Here is a 17,275-nt window from a genome sequence, read left to right as displayed (position 1 = left end):
TTCACCCCGTCCGAGGACGGCATCAGCGGCGAGATCCGCTCCCATTGATCGTCAGAAAGCACCCGTTCGCGAGACATGACCGCATCAAAACAGCCCCACGCTCCGGAACATAGGAGACACGCCCTAGTCGACCCGCACGCGCCGGACCCGGATGTCGTCGTCCCGGCGATGAGCGCGATGGACCACGCTGAGGACATCACCGTCGGGATACACCGCGGCCGCCGACGACCCGTAGTAGCGGGCATCCGGCCACATGCCGAACCGCGACGTCCAGCTGCCCGCGGCGTCGCGGACCCGCGCCCGGATGCCGAGGCTCTCGTTCTGCCACCACACGACGAGGTCCCCGGTCGAGCTGCCCGCCAGCTGCGGTGCGCGGTTCTGCGCGGCGCCGGTGACCTGGAACGGTGGCGACCACGTGCCGTCGGTCCAGGTGACGGCATCCACCCTGCCGGTCGTCCGTATCCACGCCACCGTCACGGAGCCGTTGCCGTGGGCGGCGACCGCGCCCGCGATGTTCACCACGCCGTCGGGGGACAGCTGACGGGTCCCCGTCCACGGCCCGGCCGGAGGACGCTGCATGACCGCGAGCGCGCCGTCCTGCCGGCCATAGACATGAAGCATCAGGGTCGTGTCACCGTCCGGCGTGACGACCAGGTCGGAGTCGACGACGGCGGCATCGCCCCGGAGCCGGATGCGACCTGACCAGCCGTCACCCGGGATCAGGCGCCGCGAGACCAGCGAGCCGTCCTGGTGGTAGACCAGCGTGGCCCGACCGGTCTGGTCGATACCGATCTCGGGGTCGGACGACCAGTCCCGCCGGGTGAGCGCTCGCGGCTCGCTCCAGTGGCCGCCGTTCGGTCGGCGTGCCGCTTCGATCCGGTACGGCCGGTGGCGGTGGTCGCTTCCCCACTGCCAGACCGCGACCACGTCACCGCCGGGACTGACGGCGAGGTCGGCGCGATGCGCGCCGAAGATCCCCTCGTCGCCGTTGGGCCCGTAGCGCTCGGCGGGGCGGTCGTTCGTCAGGTGCTTCGGCCTGCCCCACGGCCGCCCGGGCTCGCGGCGGACCGCCGACAGACCGGTGGTGAAACCACGCCGGTTGGTGCTGAACAGCACCGTGACGACGCCGGCTGCGTCGATGCCGATGACCGGGTTGGTACCTCGACCGATGGTCACCGGCGTGCTCCAGCCCTCACCTGCGGGTCGGCGTGCGGCCCTGATCGGGCCGCGCCAGTAGTGGGCCGCCCAGACCACGGTCGCCGTGCCTTCGCCGTCGACCACGGTCACCGGCGCGTATCCCTGGGTGGAGAGCGTGGTGACGGGCCCGGCGATCGGTTCGCGTCGGGCCGCTGCTGTCGGGGCCGTCGCGAGCTGCGCCACCAGCGCCGGCGCGATCACCCACGCCAGCGCGCGTCGTCGTCTCGTCATCCCGACCTCCCAACCTCAGCCTCGCGACTGGTGCGCTCGGAGTATCCAGTGTGCTGCTCGGCGGCGTCCCGCCGAGGTCGAATCACCAGAGTGCCGCCGACGATCCGCCGTACGGGCCCCGACCTAGAGAGCGCATGCCAGGACCGTAGAGCGTTAGCGTGTCGGCGTGATCACGCTGCCCATCCAAATCGCCCGCCGTGCCTCGCAGGAAGCGCGCTACGCGTCGTACGCCTTCAAGAGCGGGGCCCTCGGCATCGATCCGCCGTGGAAGGTCGCGCAGCTGGGCCACGCGGCCTGGCGCTACGGCATGCTCGGCGCCATCCCGGCGATCGCCTCGATCCGCCACGGCCGTGACCAGGTCGCCGTGATCGACGAGGTCGGCACCATGACGTACGGCGAGCTCGACGACGCGTCGAACGCCGTCGCGAACCACTGGCGCAAGATCGGCCTGAAGCCGGGCGACGGGGTCTCGATCCTCGCCCGCAACCACCGCTGGTTCCTCGTCGCCACCTACGCCGCGGCGCGCTGCGGCACCCGGATCGTGCTGCTCAACACCGATTTCGCCGGGCCCCAGATCCGCGATGTCGCCGGACGGGAGGGCACCGACCTGCTCGTCCACGACGACGAGTACGGCGTCTTCCTCGCCGAGGTCGCGACGCCGCTCGGCCGGTTCCGGGCGTGGACCGAGGAGCCCGGCGACCAGGGCGACGACACCATCGCCGGCCTGGTCGCGTCCGGCAGCACCGCGCCGACACCGCGGACCGGGGTCGACCCGAAGGTCATCCTGCTCACCAGCGGCACCACCGGTACGCCGAAGGGTGCGCCACGCGCGGAGCCCCGCTCGCTCGCGCCGATCGGTGCGCTCCTCTCCCGGGTGCCCTTCCACGCCGAGGGTGTGCTCGGGCTGCCGGCGCCGATGTTCCACACGCTCGGGTTCGCCATGGCGCTGCTGCACGGCTTCCTCGGCTCGACCCTCGTCCTGCGCCGCCGCTTCGACCCGGCACTGGTGCTGCAGGACCTCTCGGTCCACCGCGCCACCGGCATGGTCGCCGTGCCGGTGATGCTGCAGAAGATGGCCGAGCTCGGCGACGACGCCTTTGCCGAGGCCGACCTGTCGCAGCTGACGGCGATCTTCGTGGCCGGCTCCCAGCTCGGTGCCGAGCTCGCGACCCGCTCGACCGAGCTGTTCGGTCCGGTCATCCACAACATGTACGGCTCCACCGAGGTCGCCTACGCCACCATCGCCACGCCGGAGGACCTGGCGGTCGAGCCGGGCTGCGTGGGCCGTCCGGTCATGGGCGCGACGGTGAAGATCTTCGACGACAACGGACGGGAGGTCGCGCCCGGTGCGACCGGCCGGATCTTCGTCGGCAACGACTTCCAGTTCGAGGGCTACACCGGCGGCGGCGACAAGGACCGGATCGACGGCCTGATGTCGACCGGCGACGTCGGCCACTTCGACGCGGCCGGCCGCCTGTTCATCGACGGGCGCGACGACGACATGATCGTGTCCGGCGGCGAGAACGTCTTCCCCGGCGAGATCGAGGAGCTCCTCTTCGCCCACGACGCCGTCCGCGAGGCGGCCGCGATCGGCGTGCCCGACGAGCGCTTCGGGCAACGGCTGCGGGCGTTCGTCGTACTCAACGAGGGAGCGGAGCTCACCGCCGACGAGGTGAAGGCGTACGTCGCCCAGAACCTCGCCCGCTACAAGACGCCCCGCGACGTCGTCTTCGTCGACGAGCTGCCGCGCAACCCGACCGGCAAAGTGCTCAAGCGGAAGCTGGCCGAGATCACGTGACGACGGCGGTCGTGGTGGGGAGCGGGCCCAACGGGCTCGCCGCTGCCATCCGCCTCGCCCACGCCGGCCTGGACGTCACCGTGGTCGAGGCGCACGACCAGCCCGGCGGCGGCGCGCGCACCAGCGAGCTGACCCTGCCCGGGGTGCTGCACGACGACTGTGCCGCGTTCCACCCGACGGGCGTGGCGTCGCCGTACTTCTCGTCGCTGGACCTCGGCCGCCACGGCTTGCGCTGGCTCTGGCCGGACGTCGATCTCGCGCATCCCCTGGACGACGGCCGGGTGGGGCTCGCGGCGCGCGACCTGAGCATCACGGACGCGTCGCTCGGCACGGACGCCGACCGATGGCGGCGCCTGTTCGCCGCGCCGGTGCGCAACTTCGACGCGCTCATCAGCGAGGCGCTCCAGCCCGTGGCCCACCTGCCCCGGCACCCGCTCACCCTGGCCCGGTTCGGGCTGACGGCGCTGCAGCCCGCCACCTGGGTCGTCCGCCGCTTCCAGGACGAACCGGCCCGAGCGCTCTTCATGGGCGTCGCCGCGCACGCCTTCGGCCGCCTCGACCGGCCGCTCAGCGGCTCGGTCGGGATGATGCTCACCGCCGCTGCGCACGCCGTCGGGTGGCCGGTGGCCGAGGGCGGCACCGAGGCGATCACCCGGGCGCTGCTCGCCGAGCTCGCCCAGCACGGCGGCAAGGTCGTCACCGGGACTCGCGTCACCTCCCTCGACGCGCTCTCCGACCTGACCGGTACGGCGCCCGACGTGGTGATGCTCGACACCGCGCCCGCCGGCGCGCTCGACATCGTCGGCGACCGGCTGCCCTCCCGGGTGCGCCGCGCGCTCACCCGCTACTCCTACGGGCCGGCGGCGTTCAAGGTCGACATCGCCATCGAGGGCGACATCCCGTGGACCAACCCCGACTGCCTCCGCGCCGGCACGCTGCACCTCGGGGGCACCGCCGAGCAGATCGTGGGCATCGAGGCGGCGACCGTGCGCGGTCGGATGCCGGAACGGCCGTTCGTGCTGCTGGGCCAGCAGTACCTCATCGACCCCAGTCGCTCGGCCGGCGGCGCCAACCCGATCTACGCCTACGCCCACGTCCCGCACGGGTATGACGGCCCCACCGAGCGGGCCACCGATGCGGTGCTCGACCAGATCGAACGCTTCGCCCCCGGCTTCCGTGAGCAGGTGCTGGCCGTCGCGGTCAGGGGACCTGCCGACCTGGAGAGGTACAACGCCAACTACGTCGGCGGTGACATCGGCGCCGGCGCGAACAACGCCCGCCAGATCGTGTTCCGGCCGCGCCCGGCCCTGAACCCCTACTCACTCGGCGTCGACGGCGTCTACCTGTGCTCCTCCGCCACTCCGCCCAGCGGCGGTGTCCACGGGATGGGCGGCTTCAACGCCGCGGAGACCGCTCTGCGTCGTCTCTAGCCCGTGGAACCTGCACAAGCGTGCGATCTTGCGTCACCACGTGACGCAAGATCCAACGCTAGGCAGGAGACTCTGGGTGGTCGCGCGGGTCAGCGTGGCTGCACCGTCACCCGCACGGTGAGCGCGCCTGCCTTCTGCCGTACGACGAGCACCCGGGCACCGGCCGCGGACACGATCGTGCCGCCGGTCGCCGTCGCCCGGTAGCCGCCGCTGTAGACGAGCGCGGGTACGGCGATCCGCGTGGTCGCCCCGGCGCCGAAGCGCCCCGGGAGCGTGCCCGCGCGAGCGGTCGACCACGAGGTCGTGAAATGGCGGCTGGTGCGGTCGAAGGCCCAGCCGGCCGGTGTGCCGGCGACGACGAGCGGGTGCGGCGTGACCAGCGCCGCCAGCTTCTCGTGGTCGATGTTGGCCCCGGTGGGGGAGGCTGCGGGGTCGAAGACGAGCGCCTGCTCGTTGCCCGGTCCGGTGGTGGTCGGGTCGTCACAGCCGCAGTAGGCCCAGTACTGCCAGCCGAAGCGGTGCGCAGCGGCGCGGTCGACCATGGCGCGGAGGACGGTCGTGTCGGTGGTGGCGCCGAACTCGGTGAGGAGCGGCGTGTCCCCGGTGCGGCCGAGCTGCCGCTCCGTGTTCTGCCAGACCAGGTCGTCGAAGACGTTGCAGGTGAGGTCCTGGACCGGCGTTCCCTCCAGTCCGACGTCGGCGGTCAGGCAGTAGTCGTGGAACGAGAACCCGAGGTCCTCGCCGGCCGGCGCCATCGTGGTCCGGACGCCGTTGTTGAAGATCACGTGCGGCTCGTAGAAGATCGGCGTCTCCGGGTCGACCGCGCGGATCGCGTCGATCGACCGCTGGCTGAACGCCTCGAGCTTCGCGTCGAACCCGGCGCAGCCCAGGGGATTGACGCAGGTCGGCCAGACGGTGCCCGGCCACGGCTCGTTGAAGAGGTCGAAGCCCATGACGCCCGGCGTCCCGCGGAAGTACGACGCCACGTGGGCCCACGCCGCGGCGTACCGGTCCTGCAGGCCGATGCCTCCCGGCCCGGGCGCGTTCGCCCAGAAGTGGTCGAACGCGCGGTTCAGCGCGAGCTGGCCGAAGTAGTTGTAGGGGAAGCCGAGCTGCGGCTCCGCAGGAAGGCCGTCGTCCTGGACCGCCCAGTCCGGGGCGCCCTCACCCTGGAACCGCTCGTTGAAGAGGTCCTGGTGGAAGTCGAGCAGGACGTGGACGCCGGCGTCGGCCAGGACCGTGGTGGTCTCGCGGATCCGGGCGAGGTAGGCGTCGTCGTACTCTCCGGGCTCGGGCTCGACGGCCTTCCAGATCAGCCCGAGGCGGACGGTGGTGAAGCCCTGGCGGACGAGGAAGCGAGCGTCGTCGGCGCCGAACCCGATGGCGTCCGGGGCGTACGGCGCCCGCTTGTAGACCATGTTGACGCCGTGCAGCACCAGCACCCGGCCCTGCGGGTCGACCAGGAACCGACCCTCCGTGCTGGGCCGCGGAGCCGGATCGGCGGCAGTGGCGGGTGCCGCGTGGGTGGGGGCTGCGAGGAGCAGGCAGCTCAGGACGGCGGCGAGGAGAGCGGACAGCGGGCGCACAGCAGGTCAAACGTCCTGCTGGGGGTCAGGTTACGTCTACTCGATCCCAGCCACGGCCTGACACCGGAGGATCGGTGCGGGACGATCGGCGGATGGCCGAGGAGCTGACGCCGCCGCTGTTCACACCGGCCTTCATCGCGCTGGGTCTTGCCGACCTCGCGTACTTCGTCTCGGTCGGGATCGCGATCCACACCCTGCCGCTGTACGCGACCGGGCCGGTCGGGTCGGACGAGGCCGGCGCGGGGCTCGCGTTCGGTGCGTTCGGGGTCACCGCCCTGGTCTGCCGGCCGCTGGCCGGTCGGCTGTCCGACGTCCACGGGCGGACGCCGCTGCTCGTCACGGGAGCGCTGCTGGCTGCGGCCGGCATGCTGATGCTGCCGTACGTCGACACCCTGGCCGGTGTCGTCGCGATCCGGCTCCTGCAGGGCGTCGCCGAGGCGGCGTTCTTCGTCGCCGGCTTCGCGCTGCTGGCCGACCTCGCGCCGCCGGAACGGCTCGGTGAGGCGCTGAGCTACAACTCGCTCGGCCTCTACCTGGGCATCGCGTTCGGTCCGCCGCTCGGGGAGCTCGTGGTGGAGACCTGGGGGTTCACGGAGGCCTGGTGGGTGGCCGGTGGCCTGGCCGTGGCGGCGGCGGTCATCATCCGGTGGGTGCCCGAGGCCGCGTCGATCACCGGGGACGGTCACGGCAAGCTGATCCACCGCCCCGGCATTCCGGCGTCGCTCGGGTTCTTCGCCTCGCTGGCCGCGATCAGCGGGTTCCTGGCGTTCGCCTCCCTCTGGTCGGTCGAGGTCGGCCTCGAGAACACCTCGCTGGCCCTCGTCGTCTACGGGACGGTCATCGTGGTCTGCCGGGTCGCCTTCGCCCGGGTGCCGGACCGGTTCCCCTCGCTGCCGTTGGCCACCGCGTCCCTCGTCGCCATCGCCGCCGGCCTCGCCGTGCTCGTGGCCTGGCAGTCCGGGACGGGCCTGCTGGTCGGCGTCGTCGTGATGGCGATCGGCGTAAGCTTCTCGACCCCGGCGTTCTTCGCGGCGATCTTCGCGACCGCGTCCCCTGGCGAGCGCGGCGCCGCTGCCGGCACGGCGTCGGCGTTCATCGACCTCGGGCTCGGCTTCGGACCGATCGCCCTCGGCCTGGTCGCCCGCGAGCAGGACCTGTCGTGGGCGTTCGGCGTCGGCTGCGCGATCGCGCTGGCCGGTGCGGCCTGGACCGCGCTGATGGCGTCGCGGACGCCGTCAAGCCGCGTCGCGCAGCCCTGACCTCACACTCATCCCGGAGGTGCCGCGTCGCCGCCGGGCTCGACGACGTACCAGTTGCCGCCGTTGAGGAAGACGTTGTGGCAGAGGACCTCGAACTTGTCCTCGTGCGCGTAGAAGTACAGCGGATGGTCGTTGTAGGTGACCTGGAGTCCACCGTCGGTCCGCTCGACGGTGCCGAGCAGAGACGCGTCGACCCCATCGCCCGGCACCGGCGGGCCCTCGGTGAGGACGGGGGGCCACGCGACGGCGCACTCGTCGAAGCACTCGGGCTCGGACGTCGTCTCGACGTCGAAGAGGTAGATGGCCTGCCCGGTGTCGTCGAACAGCATCGGGCCGAACTCGCTCTCCCCGACGACGACCGTCGTGCCGTCCGCGACGGGGGACGCGGGGGACTCGGTCTCCGCCGACGTCGCGTCGGTCGGGCTGCTGCTCGGAGTCGCCTCCGATGTCGGCAGCGTCGCCGACGAGGGCGATGTCGGATCTGAAGCCTCCGGGTCGGAGTCGTCGCCACACGCTGCAAGCAGGAGAAGGGATCCCACCAGGGCGCCGACGCGGGTGCGCATGGGAAGAGTGTGCCGCACGGCCCGGGGCCGCGACGGCCTCGCGGGGTCCATTGGCCGATCGCACAACGAGCGACGCGCGTCTTGGCGCGACCGGCGCAGAATCGGGGTGCTCGCGCTGCGGCTACACCTACGAGGTCGAGGTCGGCAACGAGCTCGAGGGCTTCGCCGCCGGCACCGCCTGGGCCGACGTCCCCGACGACTGGTGCTGCCCCGACTGCGGCGTGCGCGAGAAGATCGACTTCGCCCCGCTCAGCTACTCCGAGGCGAGGAACATCTCGTAGTAGCGCAGCGCGAGCTCGATCTCGGTGGGGGCGTCGTACGCCTTGCGGCCGAGCAGCTCCTCGGCCTGGTTGACCCGGTAGCGCACCGTGTTCTTGTGGACCGAGAGGTGGTTCGCCGCGTCCTCGACACTGCCGGATGCGAGCAGGGCACGGAGCGTCTGGCGCAGCCTGGTCGGCGTCTCGGACGGGTCGGCCAGCGGGCCCAGGGTGCGGTGGACGAACCGGGTGGCGGCCTCGGCCGAGGCGGTCATCACGGCGAGCAGCTCCACGTCGGCGAAGAGCGTCACCGCGGACGGTCGGGCCATCGCGAAGGCGACCCGCTGCGCCTCCTGCGCCTCGTGATGGCTGAGTCGGAAGCCGGCGACGCCCTCGGCGGGCGCCCCGACGGCGACGGTGACGCCGTGCTCGACGAGCCAGTCGGCCGAGTCCCGCAGGCCGCTCAGGTCAGGGGCGGACCGGGTCGCCAGCCAGCACCACAGGTCGCGGCCGCCCGGGTTCGCGACGAGCGGACGTACGCCGAACGGCCGGGCGAGCTCGCTGGCAGCGGTGGCCAGGTCCGGGATGTTGTCGATGTCGTCGGTGTGGAACAGGAGCGCGGTGTTGAAGCCGGACAGCGGGTGGCCGCCGAGTCGCGCCGACAGCTCCCTCGGGTCGCTGCCCTTGCCGGCGAGGATCTCGCGGACGGCGTCGAGGCGCTGCGCGACCGCGCCTTGCCGGACCTTGTCCTGCTCGGCCTGGAAGATCTCCACCGAGGACTCGACGGACGCGTCGAGCCAGGCGCTGGCCCGGTTCCAGAAGAAGACGAGGACCTCGGCGGGGTCGACGTCGTACTCCTGCACGGACTCGGTGACCGTCGTGGCGTACTCCCAGACCGCCTGCTGGGCGACCCGGTAGATCCGGAAGAGGAGCGTCGAGGGATAGCGGCGCCGGGCCAGCTCGCCCGCCAGCTCGGCGGCGGGCCGGACCAGGTGGTGCTCCTGCTCCGGCTCGGACAGGCTCGTGAGGAACGCGAGCCAGTGCGCGCGGACGGCCGCGCCGACGGTGCGTGAGAGCGCCGGGTCGGAGGCGATCTCCGGGTTCTCCGCGAGGGTGGGGGCGGCGATCCGCTCGACCCAGCCGTCGACCACCGCGGCCTGCGACTCCCGGGCGACGAAGGTAGCGAGCCAGGCGTCCAGGTCGGGTCCGACGTTCCCCATCGATCTCCTCGGGTTGTGCGGCTGTCCAAACATCCTGGCAGATCTTGGAGGCACGAGACGAGAGGCGAGGGCCCCTGTGATCGGAGACTTGTGCAACAAGCCCAGCACCACCGGCCTTCGATCAAGGAGAGACCAGAACCATGCGCGAAGCCCTCACCGCTTTCGTCCCCCTGTTCGCCTTCATGCTGCTGCCGGTCTGGATCCCCCTCCTGACCGTCACCGTCGGCTGGGTCGCCGACCGGGTCGGTGGGCGGAAGCACGACGCGTTCGCCGCCCGCCTCGCCGACGTCAAGGCCCGCTCGCACGCCCGCCGCGCCGAGCTGGCCGCTGCCCGTCACGAGCTGCAGGCCGGCACGCACGCGGCCCGGCCGGCGCTGGTCGCCGAGGCCGCCTGACTCCTCGAAACCGGGCTCAGCCGAAGCGACGCAGCTGGTAGACGCCGCGGGTCGCTGCGACGACCGTCCCCTCCCCGTCGACGATCTCTGCTTCGAGGACGAACTCGGCCTTCCCGGCCTCGAGCGCCTCGCGCGGGATCCGCTCGCGGTCCTCGGGCGAGAGCTCCGCGCTGGCGCGGACGGTGCCGAGCGCCGGGCGGAGGAACTTGATCTCCACGGACTTCACCAGCGGTACGAAGCCCGCCAGCTCGCCCTCGAAGTCGAACGTCGTGCCGGGGATCAGGCCACCGAGCACCTCCGCCACCGTGAACAGCGAGCCGGCGTAGAGGGCACCGAAGTGGTTGACGTTCGGCTCGGCCGGCAGCTCGACCGTGCCCCTGCCGTCGCCGGCCTCGATCACGCGTGTGTCCATCGCGGCGAGGATCGGGATGAGGGCGTGCTGCTCGCGGGTCAGCTCCTCCGGCGTCTTCACGAGGCCACCTCCGCGGTGGCGGTGCGCGCGTGCTCGGCGATCTCGCCGACGAGCTCCGGCCAGAGCGGCTCGGGCAGGTCGTGGCCCATGCCGGGGTAGGTCACCAGCCGGGCACCCGGGATGGCGTCGGCCGTCGCCCGGCCGCCCTCGGGCTGGACCAACGGGTCCGCGTCGCCGTGGATGACCAGGGTGGGCACCGTCAGCGCGGCCAGGCCGGGTCGGCGGTCCGGCGAGCACAGGATCGCCGCGAGCTGGCGGACGACGCCGGCAGGGTCGATCGCCCGGCGGAACGACTCCTCGCCCATGGCGCGGAGCCACTCCTCGTCGAGCGGGTAGCCCGGCGAGCCGACCACCCGGTAGGTGTTGACGGCCAGCTCGGCCGCCTCGGCGGCGGAGGTCGGGGACGGGGCGAGCAGGACTGCCTGGGCCTCCGGCGTCGGCGCTCCGACGTTCGCGGACGGCGTCGACATGATCGACGTGAGGCTGATCAGTCGGTCGGGGTGCCGCATGGCCACCTCCTGCACGATCATCCCGCCCATCGACAGGCCGACCAGGTGCACCCGGTCGAAGCCGAGGGCGTCGAACAGGCCCGCGGTGTCGTCGGCCATGTCGGCGAGGAGGTACGGCGCGCTGGTCGCGCCGCCGCCCAGCAGCGCCATCAGGTCGGGCATCCCGAGGTCGTCGAGGTGCGTCGACAGGCCGATGTCGCGGTTGTCGAACCGGACCACGTGGAACCCGGCGTCAGCGAGCGCCTGACAGAACCCGTCGGGCCATCCCAGCATCTGCGTGGCCACTCCCATCACCAGGACGAGCGGCGGGTCCTCGGGTGAGCCGAAGGCCTCGTAGGCGAGTGAGACCTGTCCGGTGTCCGCAAGCGTCGGCGTCTGCATGGCAGAACCTTGCCAGTGCCACTGTCACGATGGGAAGCCGCCCCTGCGCTAGACCAGCCCGACCAGGTAGACGCCGATGCCGAGGGCCGCGCACAGGCCCAGGGTGCGCATCGGGCCCCAGCTGCGCCCGAACATCATCAGCAGGGCGATGCCGGTGATCGCGAAGGCGACCGGGTCCCAGGACGAGAGCACGGGGAGGTCGACACTGATCGGGCCGCCGCCGACCTCGCGGTTGCGGTCGAAGAGCGTGTGCAGGGCGAAGAAGACCGCCAGGTTGGCGATCACGCCGACGACCGCAGCGGTGACGCCGGTCAGGGCGGACGTGAGGTTCTGGTTGTGCCGGAGGCGCTCGACGTACGGCGCCCCCAGCAGGACGAAAAGGAAGCACGGCACGAACGTCACCCAGGTGACGAGCAGCGAGGCGAGCACGGCCGCGACCCAGGGGTCGAAGCTGCCGGGGCTGCGGTAGGCGCCGAGGAACGCGACGAACTGGACGACCATGATCAGCGGCCCGGGCGTGGTCTCTGCGAGCGCGAGCCCGCGGACCATCTCCCCGGGGCCGAGCCAGCCGTAGACGGTGACGGCCTGGTGGGCGACGTACGAGAGCACGGCGTACGCGCCGCCGAAGGTCACGACCGCCGTACCGGAGAAGAACAGGCCCTGGTCGACGAACACGTCGGTCGAGGAGACGAAGGCGGCGAACAGGGCGATCGGCGTGAACCACAGGAGCAGGCCGATCGCCACGATGCTGAGCGACCGGCGCTTCGACGGCAGCTCGTGGTGGAGCGCGTCGTCGCTGATGAGGGGAGCGGGGCCGTCGGTCGCCTCGCCGTGCCCCGCGCCGCGCGTCATCCCGGGGATGGCCCGGCCCAGGACCCAGCCGATCACGCCTGCGGCCAGCACCACGAGGGGGAACGGCACCGAGAACACGGTGAGCGCCAGGAACGCGCCGACCGCGAGCGCGACCAGTGCCCGGTGGGCGAGTGCGCGCTTCGCGATCCGGTGGACGGCCTGCACCACGATCGCGATGACCGCGGGCGCGACGCCGGCGAAGAGCGCGGACACGAGGTCGGTGCTCCCGAACCGCACGTAGATCGCGGACAGGGCCAGGAGGGCGATCACGCCCGGCAGGACGAAGAGCGACCCGGCGATGAGACCACCACGGGTGCCGTTGAGCAGCCAGCCGGTGTAGATGGCGAGCTGCTGGGCCTCGGGCCCCGGCAGCAGCGTGCAGTAGTTCAGTGCGTGCAGGAAGCGCTGCTGGCCGATCCAGCGCTTCTCGTCGACCAGCTTGTGCTGCATGACGGCGATCTGGCCGGCGGGTCCGCCGAAGGTCTGCAGCGAGATCGCGAACCACGCCCGGGTGGCCTCACCGAGCGGAATGACGTCGTTCTTGGTATCGATGGGCGAAATACAACCATAGTTAGCGAGTAAGTGGACCTACCGGGCCCTCGTCCGTTTGCGGTCGTGGTCGCGGCCCCGTGTCAGCGACCTGTCAGCGGCGCGGGGACAGGGCCTCGGCCAGCGACTCGAGGATGCCGGGGACGAGGCTGAAGTAGGCCCACTTGCCGCGCTGCTCGCGGGACACCAGTCCCGCCTCGACCAGGACCTTCATGTGGTGGGAGATCGTCGGCTGCGCCAGGCCGACCGGCTCGGTGAGGTCGCAGACGCACGCCTCCTGGTCGTCGGCCGCGGCGATCATCGAGAGCAGCTTGACCCGGTTGGGGTCGGCCAGCGCCTTGAACATCCGCGCCAGCGCCTCGGCGGCCGCGTCGTCGACCCGGCCTCCGGTGGCGGGGGAGCAGCAGGTCGCCAGGTCGGGAAGCACGGGGAGCTGGGTCGGCATGGGTTCATCCTAGAGAACGTATTGACATCTGTCGATGTGACGCTAAGGTCTTCATATCGACCTTCGTGAATATGAGGAGAATAGATCCATGAGCGACCTTCCTGTTGTCGTGATCGGCGCCGGCCCGCAGGGCCTCGCCGCAGCTGCCCACCTGATCGAGCGCGGCCTGACCCCGCTGGTGCTGGAGCAGGGCGCCGGACCGGCGTGCGCCGTCGCCGAGTGGGGGCACGTCCGGCTGTTCTCGGCGTGGCCCGAGCTCGTCGACCAGGCCAGTGCCCGGCTGCTGGCGCAGTCGGTCGAGGGCGGCTGGACCGCACCGGAGTCCGGATATCCGACCGGTGCCGAGTGGATCGAGGGCTACCTCGCGCCGCTCGCAGCGGCGCTCGGCGACCGGGTTCGGTACGACGCCCGCGTGGTCGGTGTGTCCCGCAAGGGCCGCGACCGGCTCGTCGACGCCGGCCGCGCGGAGCAGCCGTTCACCGTCCACGTCACCAACGGTGCCGGTGTGGAGGAGCGGCTCGAAGCCCGGGCCATCATCGACGCCTCCGGCACCTGGCGCCGGCCGAGCCCGGCGGGGGCCGACGGCATCCCCGCGCTCGGCGAAGCCGTCGCGACGGCTGCCGGTCTGGTCTCGGCGGCGGTTCCCGACAGCGCGCAAGCCGACCGGTACGCCGGCAGGCACACCGTCGTCATCGGCGCCGGCGCCTCGGCGTTCAACGCGATCATCGAGCTGACCCGGATCGCGGAGGCCCACCCCGGCACCACCATCACCTGGGCGATCCGTCGGGCCGTCACCGGCAACACCTTCGGTGGCGGCGCGGCCGACCAGCTTCCGCAGCGCGGCGCTCTCGGCCTGCGCGCCAAGCAGGCGGTCGCCGAGGAGGAGGTCGAGCTGGTCACCGGTTTCCGGACCTCGCAGATCACGGTCGCCGACGGGCGGGCCGTCGTGTGGTCCGAGGACGGCCGCTCGTTGGAGCCTGCCGACAACGTCGTCGTCCTGACCGGCTTCCGCCCGGACCTGTCCTTCCTCGCCGAGCTGCGGCTCGACCTCGACCCGACCCTCGAGGCGCCTCGCAACATCGCCGTCGAGATCGACCCCAACATCCACTCGTGCGGCTCGGTCCGCGCGACCGGGGCGGCCGACCTCGCGCAGCCCGAGCCGGACCTCTACCTGGTCGGCATGAAGTCCTACGGCCGGGCTCCGACCTTCCTGGCCCTGACCGGCTACGAGCAGATCCGCAGTGTCGTCGCCGAGCTGGCCGGAGACCACGAGGCGGCCGCCCGGGTCGAGCTGGTGCTGCCCGACACCGGGGTCTGCGGTGGGGCCGGCCTGTTCGACGAGCCCGCCGACCCCCAGAACGCCGCGAGCGGCGGCTGCTGCGGCACCTCCGAGCCGGAGCTGCTCACGCTCGGGGCACCGGTGACGACCTGAGCACCGCGCCCCGCGGCGTCCTCGCCGCACTCTGCGTCACCGTGACGATCGGCTACGGCACGCTCTACTACGCGTTCGCCGTGCTGGCGCCGACGATCACGGCGGACACCGGCTGGTCCCTGACGGCGATCACGGCTGCCTTCTCGGTCGGTCTGCTGACGACCGGGGTGGTCGGGGTCGCCGCGGGGCGCTCGATCCAGGCCCGCGGCCCGCGCGGCGTGATGGTGGCGGGCGCGGTCGTCGGAGCCGCGGGGCTCGGTGCGGTCGCGGCCGCGCCGTCGTACTTCTGGTTCGTCGTCGCGATGCTGCTCTGCGGGGCCGGCGCGGCGGGGATGTTCTACGCGCCGGCCTTCGCTGCGCTCACCCACTGGTACGGCGCCGGACGGGTCCGTGCGCTGACGACGCTGACCCTGGTCGCCGGGTTCGCCAGCACGATCTTCGCGCCGCTGACGACCGAGCTCGCGGACCAGACGAGCTGGCGGACGACGTACGCAGTCCTCGCCGTGCTCCTCCTCGTCGTCGCCGTACCGGTCCACGCCATCGCCCTCCACCACCCGTGGCCGGCCCATGTCGACAGCGAGCACGTCACCCCGGACCGGGAGGTGCTGCGGAGCCCGGCATTCCTGCTGACGGCTGCCGGTGCGACGTTGACGCACGTCGCGATGTTCGCCGCGCTGATCGCGCTGATCCCGCTGCTGGTCGGGCGGGGGATGACACCGACGCTGGCCGCGTGGGCGCTGGGTCTCGGCGGCGCCGGCCAGGTCCTCGGCAGGCTGGCGTTCCCGCGGCTCACGACGATGACGGACGTCCGGCAGCGGGTGCTGTGGGGGAGCAGCGCGATGGCGCTCACCACGCTCGCCCTGGCGCTGATCCCCGGCCCGGCCGGCCTGCTGATCGCCGTCGCGATCGTCGCCGGCGCAGCCCGCGGGCTCTACACCCTGGTCACCGCGACGCTCGTGACCGACCTGTGGGGTCCGGAGCGGTACGCCGCGATCAACGGGGTGCTCGGCGCTCCCGTCGCGCTGGCGACAGCACTCGGGCCGTTCGCCGGCGCGGGCATCGCAGAGCTGACCGGCGGCTATCCCGCGACCTTCGCGATCCTCGCCGGGCTCGCCGGAGCCGGGACTGCGCTGTCGGTGACGGCGGTCAGGCGGGCGCCGCGCCCCGTGCTGGCGCGTGGCTAGGGTTTCACCCATGCCCGACCGTCCTGCCCTCCGGCCGATGCCCGCGGGCGCCGCGGAGCTGGGCGAGCAGCTGCAGACCGTGGTCGCCGAGATGGCCTCCTGGATGCGGGAGTACGGCGACGTCACGCCCCACGCGGCGCAGGACGTCGATCCTTCCGAGCTGGCCGCGGCGACGGCCGAGCTCCGGAGCCGGCTGCGCGACAACTACCCGTTCCATCACCCGCGCTACGCCGGGCAGATGCTCAAGCCGCCGCACCCGGCAGCGGTGATCGGCTACGTCACCGCGATGCTGGTCAACCCCAACAACCACGCGCTCGACGGTGGCCCGGCGACGGCTGCGATGGAGAAGGACGTCGTCGCGCAGCTGGCGGCGATGTTTGGGTTCGCCGGCACGCCGGAGACGCCGGGACATCTCGGCCACCTCACCAGCAGCGGCACGATCGCCAACCTCGAGGCACTGTTCGTCGGCCGGGAGATCCATCCCGGCAAGGCGATCGCGCACAGCGCCGACGCCCACTACACGCATGCCCGGATGGCCCACCTGCTCGGGATCGAGGCCATCGCGGTCCCGACGGCCTCCGACGGGACGATGGACGTCGACGCGCTCGACGCGTTGCTGGCCAGTGGCCGGGTCGGCACCGTCGTCGCGACCACGGGCACGACCGGACTGGGCGCGGTCGACCCGGTCCACGAGATCGTGCCGGTCGCGCGCCGCCACGGCGTCCGGGTGCACGTCGACGCGGCGTACGGCGGCTTCTTCCGGCTGATCGCCGACGACCAGCCCGACGGGGTCGCCGCGGCGCCGTACCTCGCCATCGCCGACTGCGACTCGGTCGTCGTCGACCCGCACAAGCACGGCCTCCAGCCCTACGGCTGCGGAGCGGTGATCTTCCGCGACCCCGGCGTCGCGCAGCACTACCTGCACGACTCGCCGTACACCTACTTCACCTCCGACGAGCTGCACCTCGGCGAGATCTCGCTCGAGTGCTCCCGGGCGGGCGCGGCCGCGGCCGGGCTCTGGCTGACCCTGCGGCTGCTGCCGCTGACGCCGGACGGGCTCGGTGCGGTGCTGCGGCCCGGGCGCCGTGCGACGCTCGCGTGGGCGCGGCTGATCGAGGAGAGCGACGAGCTGCGCCTCTACCAGCCGCCGCAGCTCGACATCCTCACCTACCTCCCGGCGCGGGCCCGGCTGTCCGAGGTCGACGCCGCCAGCGCGGCCGCCATGGCCGCCGGCATGGCGCGCCCGCCGGCCGAGTCGCTGCACCTGGCGACGTACACCGTCGACGGACCGGCGCTCGCCGCCCGCGGCCACCGCCTCGACGTCGACGTCCCCGCCGGCCGGATCCTGCGCAGCGTGCTGATGAAGCCCGAGCACGAGGCCGCGGTGCCTGGCCTGCACCGGCAGTTGTTGGACCTGCTCCGGCCGACGAACGGACCGAGATCACCGGACACCGGCGAGAACCCGCCTCTGGCGCACCACACGTAACAGGAGTCCCGAACGGTACGTTCGCCGGC

General features: G+C 72.4%; 16 protein-coding genes. 8 read left to right on the top strand and 8 right to left on the bottom strand.

Annotated elements, in window-relative coordinates; genetic code table 11:
• Positions 1–123 precede the first annotated feature (123 nt).
• Positions 124–1,428: a hypothetical protein gene (locus tag D0Z08_RS30425; protein ID WP_118929035.1), complete on the bottom strand. Its 1,305-nt coding sequence runs from the start codon at positions 1,426–1,428 to the stop codon at positions 124–126.
• Between the two features lie 166 nt (positions 1,429–1,594).
• Here D0Z08_RS30425 and D0Z08_RS30420 point away from each other — a divergent pair, with 166 nt between their 5' ends.
• Both D0Z08_RS30420 and D0Z08_RS30415 read left to right on the top strand, forming a co-directional pair.
• Complete coding sequence (locus tag D0Z08_RS30420; protein ID WP_220454462.1) at positions 1,595–3,226, top strand: acyl-CoA synthetase; 1,632 nt, start codon at positions 1,595–1,597, stop codon at positions 3,224–3,226.
• Positions 3,223–4,656, top strand: coding sequence for a phytoene desaturase family protein (locus D0Z08_RS30415; protein ID WP_118929034.1), 1,434 nt, complete (start codon positions 3,223–3,225; stop codon positions 4,654–4,656). The genes D0Z08_RS30420 and D0Z08_RS30415 overlap by 4 nt, the downstream gene beginning before the upstream one ends.
• A gap of 89 nt (positions 4,657–4,745) precedes the next feature.
• Here D0Z08_RS30415 and D0Z08_RS30410 read toward each other — a convergent pair whose 3' ends face one another.
• A complete protein-coding gene (locus D0Z08_RS30410; protein WP_118929033.1) occupies positions 4,746–6,242 on the bottom strand; it encodes a cellulase family glycosylhydrolase in 1,497 nt (498 codons plus the stop codon).
• 74 nt (positions 6,243–6,316) lie between these two features.
• Here D0Z08_RS30410 and D0Z08_RS30405 point away from each other — a divergent pair, with 74 nt between their 5' ends.
• Complete coding sequence (locus D0Z08_RS30405) at positions 6,317–7,501, top strand: MFS transporter (protein ID WP_182481590.1); 1,185 nt, start codon at positions 6,317–6,319, stop codon at positions 7,499–7,501.
• Positions 7,502–7,509: 8 nt separating this feature from the next.
• On the opposite strand, the gene D0Z08_RS30400 is transcribed toward D0Z08_RS30405, so the two are convergent.
• Positions 7,510–8,064, bottom strand: coding sequence for a COG4315 family predicted lipoprotein (locus tag D0Z08_RS30400; protein ID WP_118929031.1), 555 nt, complete (start codon positions 8,062–8,064; stop codon positions 7,510–7,512).
• A 50-nt stretch (positions 8,065–8,114) separates the two neighbouring features.
• On the opposite strand from D0Z08_RS30400, the gene D0Z08_RS30395 reads away from it, so the two are divergent.
• Positions 8,115–8,345, top strand: a complete 231-nt coding sequence (locus D0Z08_RS30395; protein WP_182481589.1) for a rubredoxin — start codon at positions 8,115–8,117, stop codon at positions 8,343–8,345.
• Here the strand turns inward: D0Z08_RS30395 and D0Z08_RS30390 are convergent.
• Positions 8,318–9,541, bottom strand: a complete 1,224-nt coding sequence (locus D0Z08_RS30390) for a PucR family transcriptional regulator (RefSeq protein ID WP_118929030.1) — start codon at positions 9,539–9,541, stop codon at positions 8,318–8,320. The genes D0Z08_RS30395 and D0Z08_RS30390 overlap by 28 nt on opposite strands.
• A gap of 140 nt (positions 9,542–9,681) precedes the next feature.
• Between D0Z08_RS30390 and D0Z08_RS30385 the strand changes: the two genes are divergently transcribed.
• On the top strand, positions 9,682–9,936 hold the full coding sequence (locus D0Z08_RS30385) for a hypothetical protein (protein WP_118929029.1): 255 nt from the start codon (positions 9,682–9,684) through the stop codon (positions 9,934–9,936).
• Between the two features lie 16 nt (positions 9,937–9,952).
• Here the strand turns inward: D0Z08_RS30385 and D0Z08_RS30380 are convergent, their stop codons facing one another.
• The 4 genes from D0Z08_RS30380 to D0Z08_RS30365 form a co-directional block, all read right to left on the bottom strand.
• On the bottom strand, positions 9,953–10,408 hold the full coding sequence (locus tag D0Z08_RS30380) for a PaaI family thioesterase (RefSeq protein ID WP_118929028.1): 456 nt from the start codon (positions 10,406–10,408) through the stop codon (positions 9,953–9,955).
• Positions 10,405–11,298, bottom strand: a complete 894-nt coding sequence (locus D0Z08_RS30375) for an alpha/beta fold hydrolase (protein WP_118929027.1) — start codon at positions 11,296–11,298, stop codon at positions 10,405–10,407. Before D0Z08_RS30375 ends, D0Z08_RS30380 begins: the two co-directional genes overlap by 4 nt.
• 48 nt (positions 11,299–11,346) lie before the next feature.
• Positions 11,347–12,681, bottom strand: a complete 1,335-nt coding sequence (gene chrA / locus D0Z08_RS30370) for a chromate efflux transporter (protein WP_281271798.1) — start codon at positions 12,679–12,681, stop codon at positions 11,347–11,349.
• Positions 12,682–12,793: 112 nt separating this feature from the next.
• Complete coding sequence (locus tag D0Z08_RS30365) at positions 12,794–13,144, bottom strand: ArsR/SmtB family transcription factor (protein ID WP_118929025.1); 351 nt, start codon at positions 13,142–13,144, stop codon at positions 12,794–12,796.
• Positions 13,145–13,232: 88 nt separating this feature from the next.
• Between D0Z08_RS30365 and D0Z08_RS30360 the strand changes: the two genes are divergently transcribed.
• Genes D0Z08_RS30360 through D0Z08_RS30350 form a run of 3 tightly spaced genes read left to right on the top strand, consistent with a single transcriptional unit; the run spans position 13,233 to position 17,246 of the window.
• Positions 13,233–14,576 carry an NAD(P)-binding domain-containing protein gene (locus tag D0Z08_RS30360; protein ID WP_118929024.1) on the top strand — a complete coding sequence of 448 codons (1,344 nt, stop codon included), beginning with the start codon at positions 13,233–13,235 and terminating at the stop codon, positions 14,574–14,576.
• A 41-nt stretch (positions 14,577–14,617) separates the two neighbouring features.
• The gene (locus D0Z08_RS30355) at positions 14,618–15,760 is read left to right on the top strand and encodes an MFS transporter (protein WP_220454461.1); all 1,143 of its coding nucleotides are present in this window, start codon (positions 14,618–14,620) and stop codon (positions 15,758–15,760) included.
• A gap of 10 nt (positions 15,761–15,770) precedes the next feature.
• Entirely contained in the window at positions 15,771–17,246 is a 1,476-nt protein-coding gene (locus tag D0Z08_RS30350) for a pyridoxal phosphate-dependent decarboxylase family protein (protein ID WP_220454460.1), read from the top strand.
• Positions 17,247–17,275: the final 29 nt, after the last annotated feature.

The sequence above is a fragment of the Nocardioides immobilis genome, assembly GCF_003515065.1.
GTDB classification, from domain to species: domain Bacteria; phylum Actinomycetota; class Actinomycetes; order Propionibacteriales; family Nocardioidaceae; genus Nocardioides; species Nocardioides immobilis.
The sequence above is the reverse complement of the archived record's forward strand: the minus strand, read 5'-3'. Positions and strand labels throughout refer to the sequence as shown.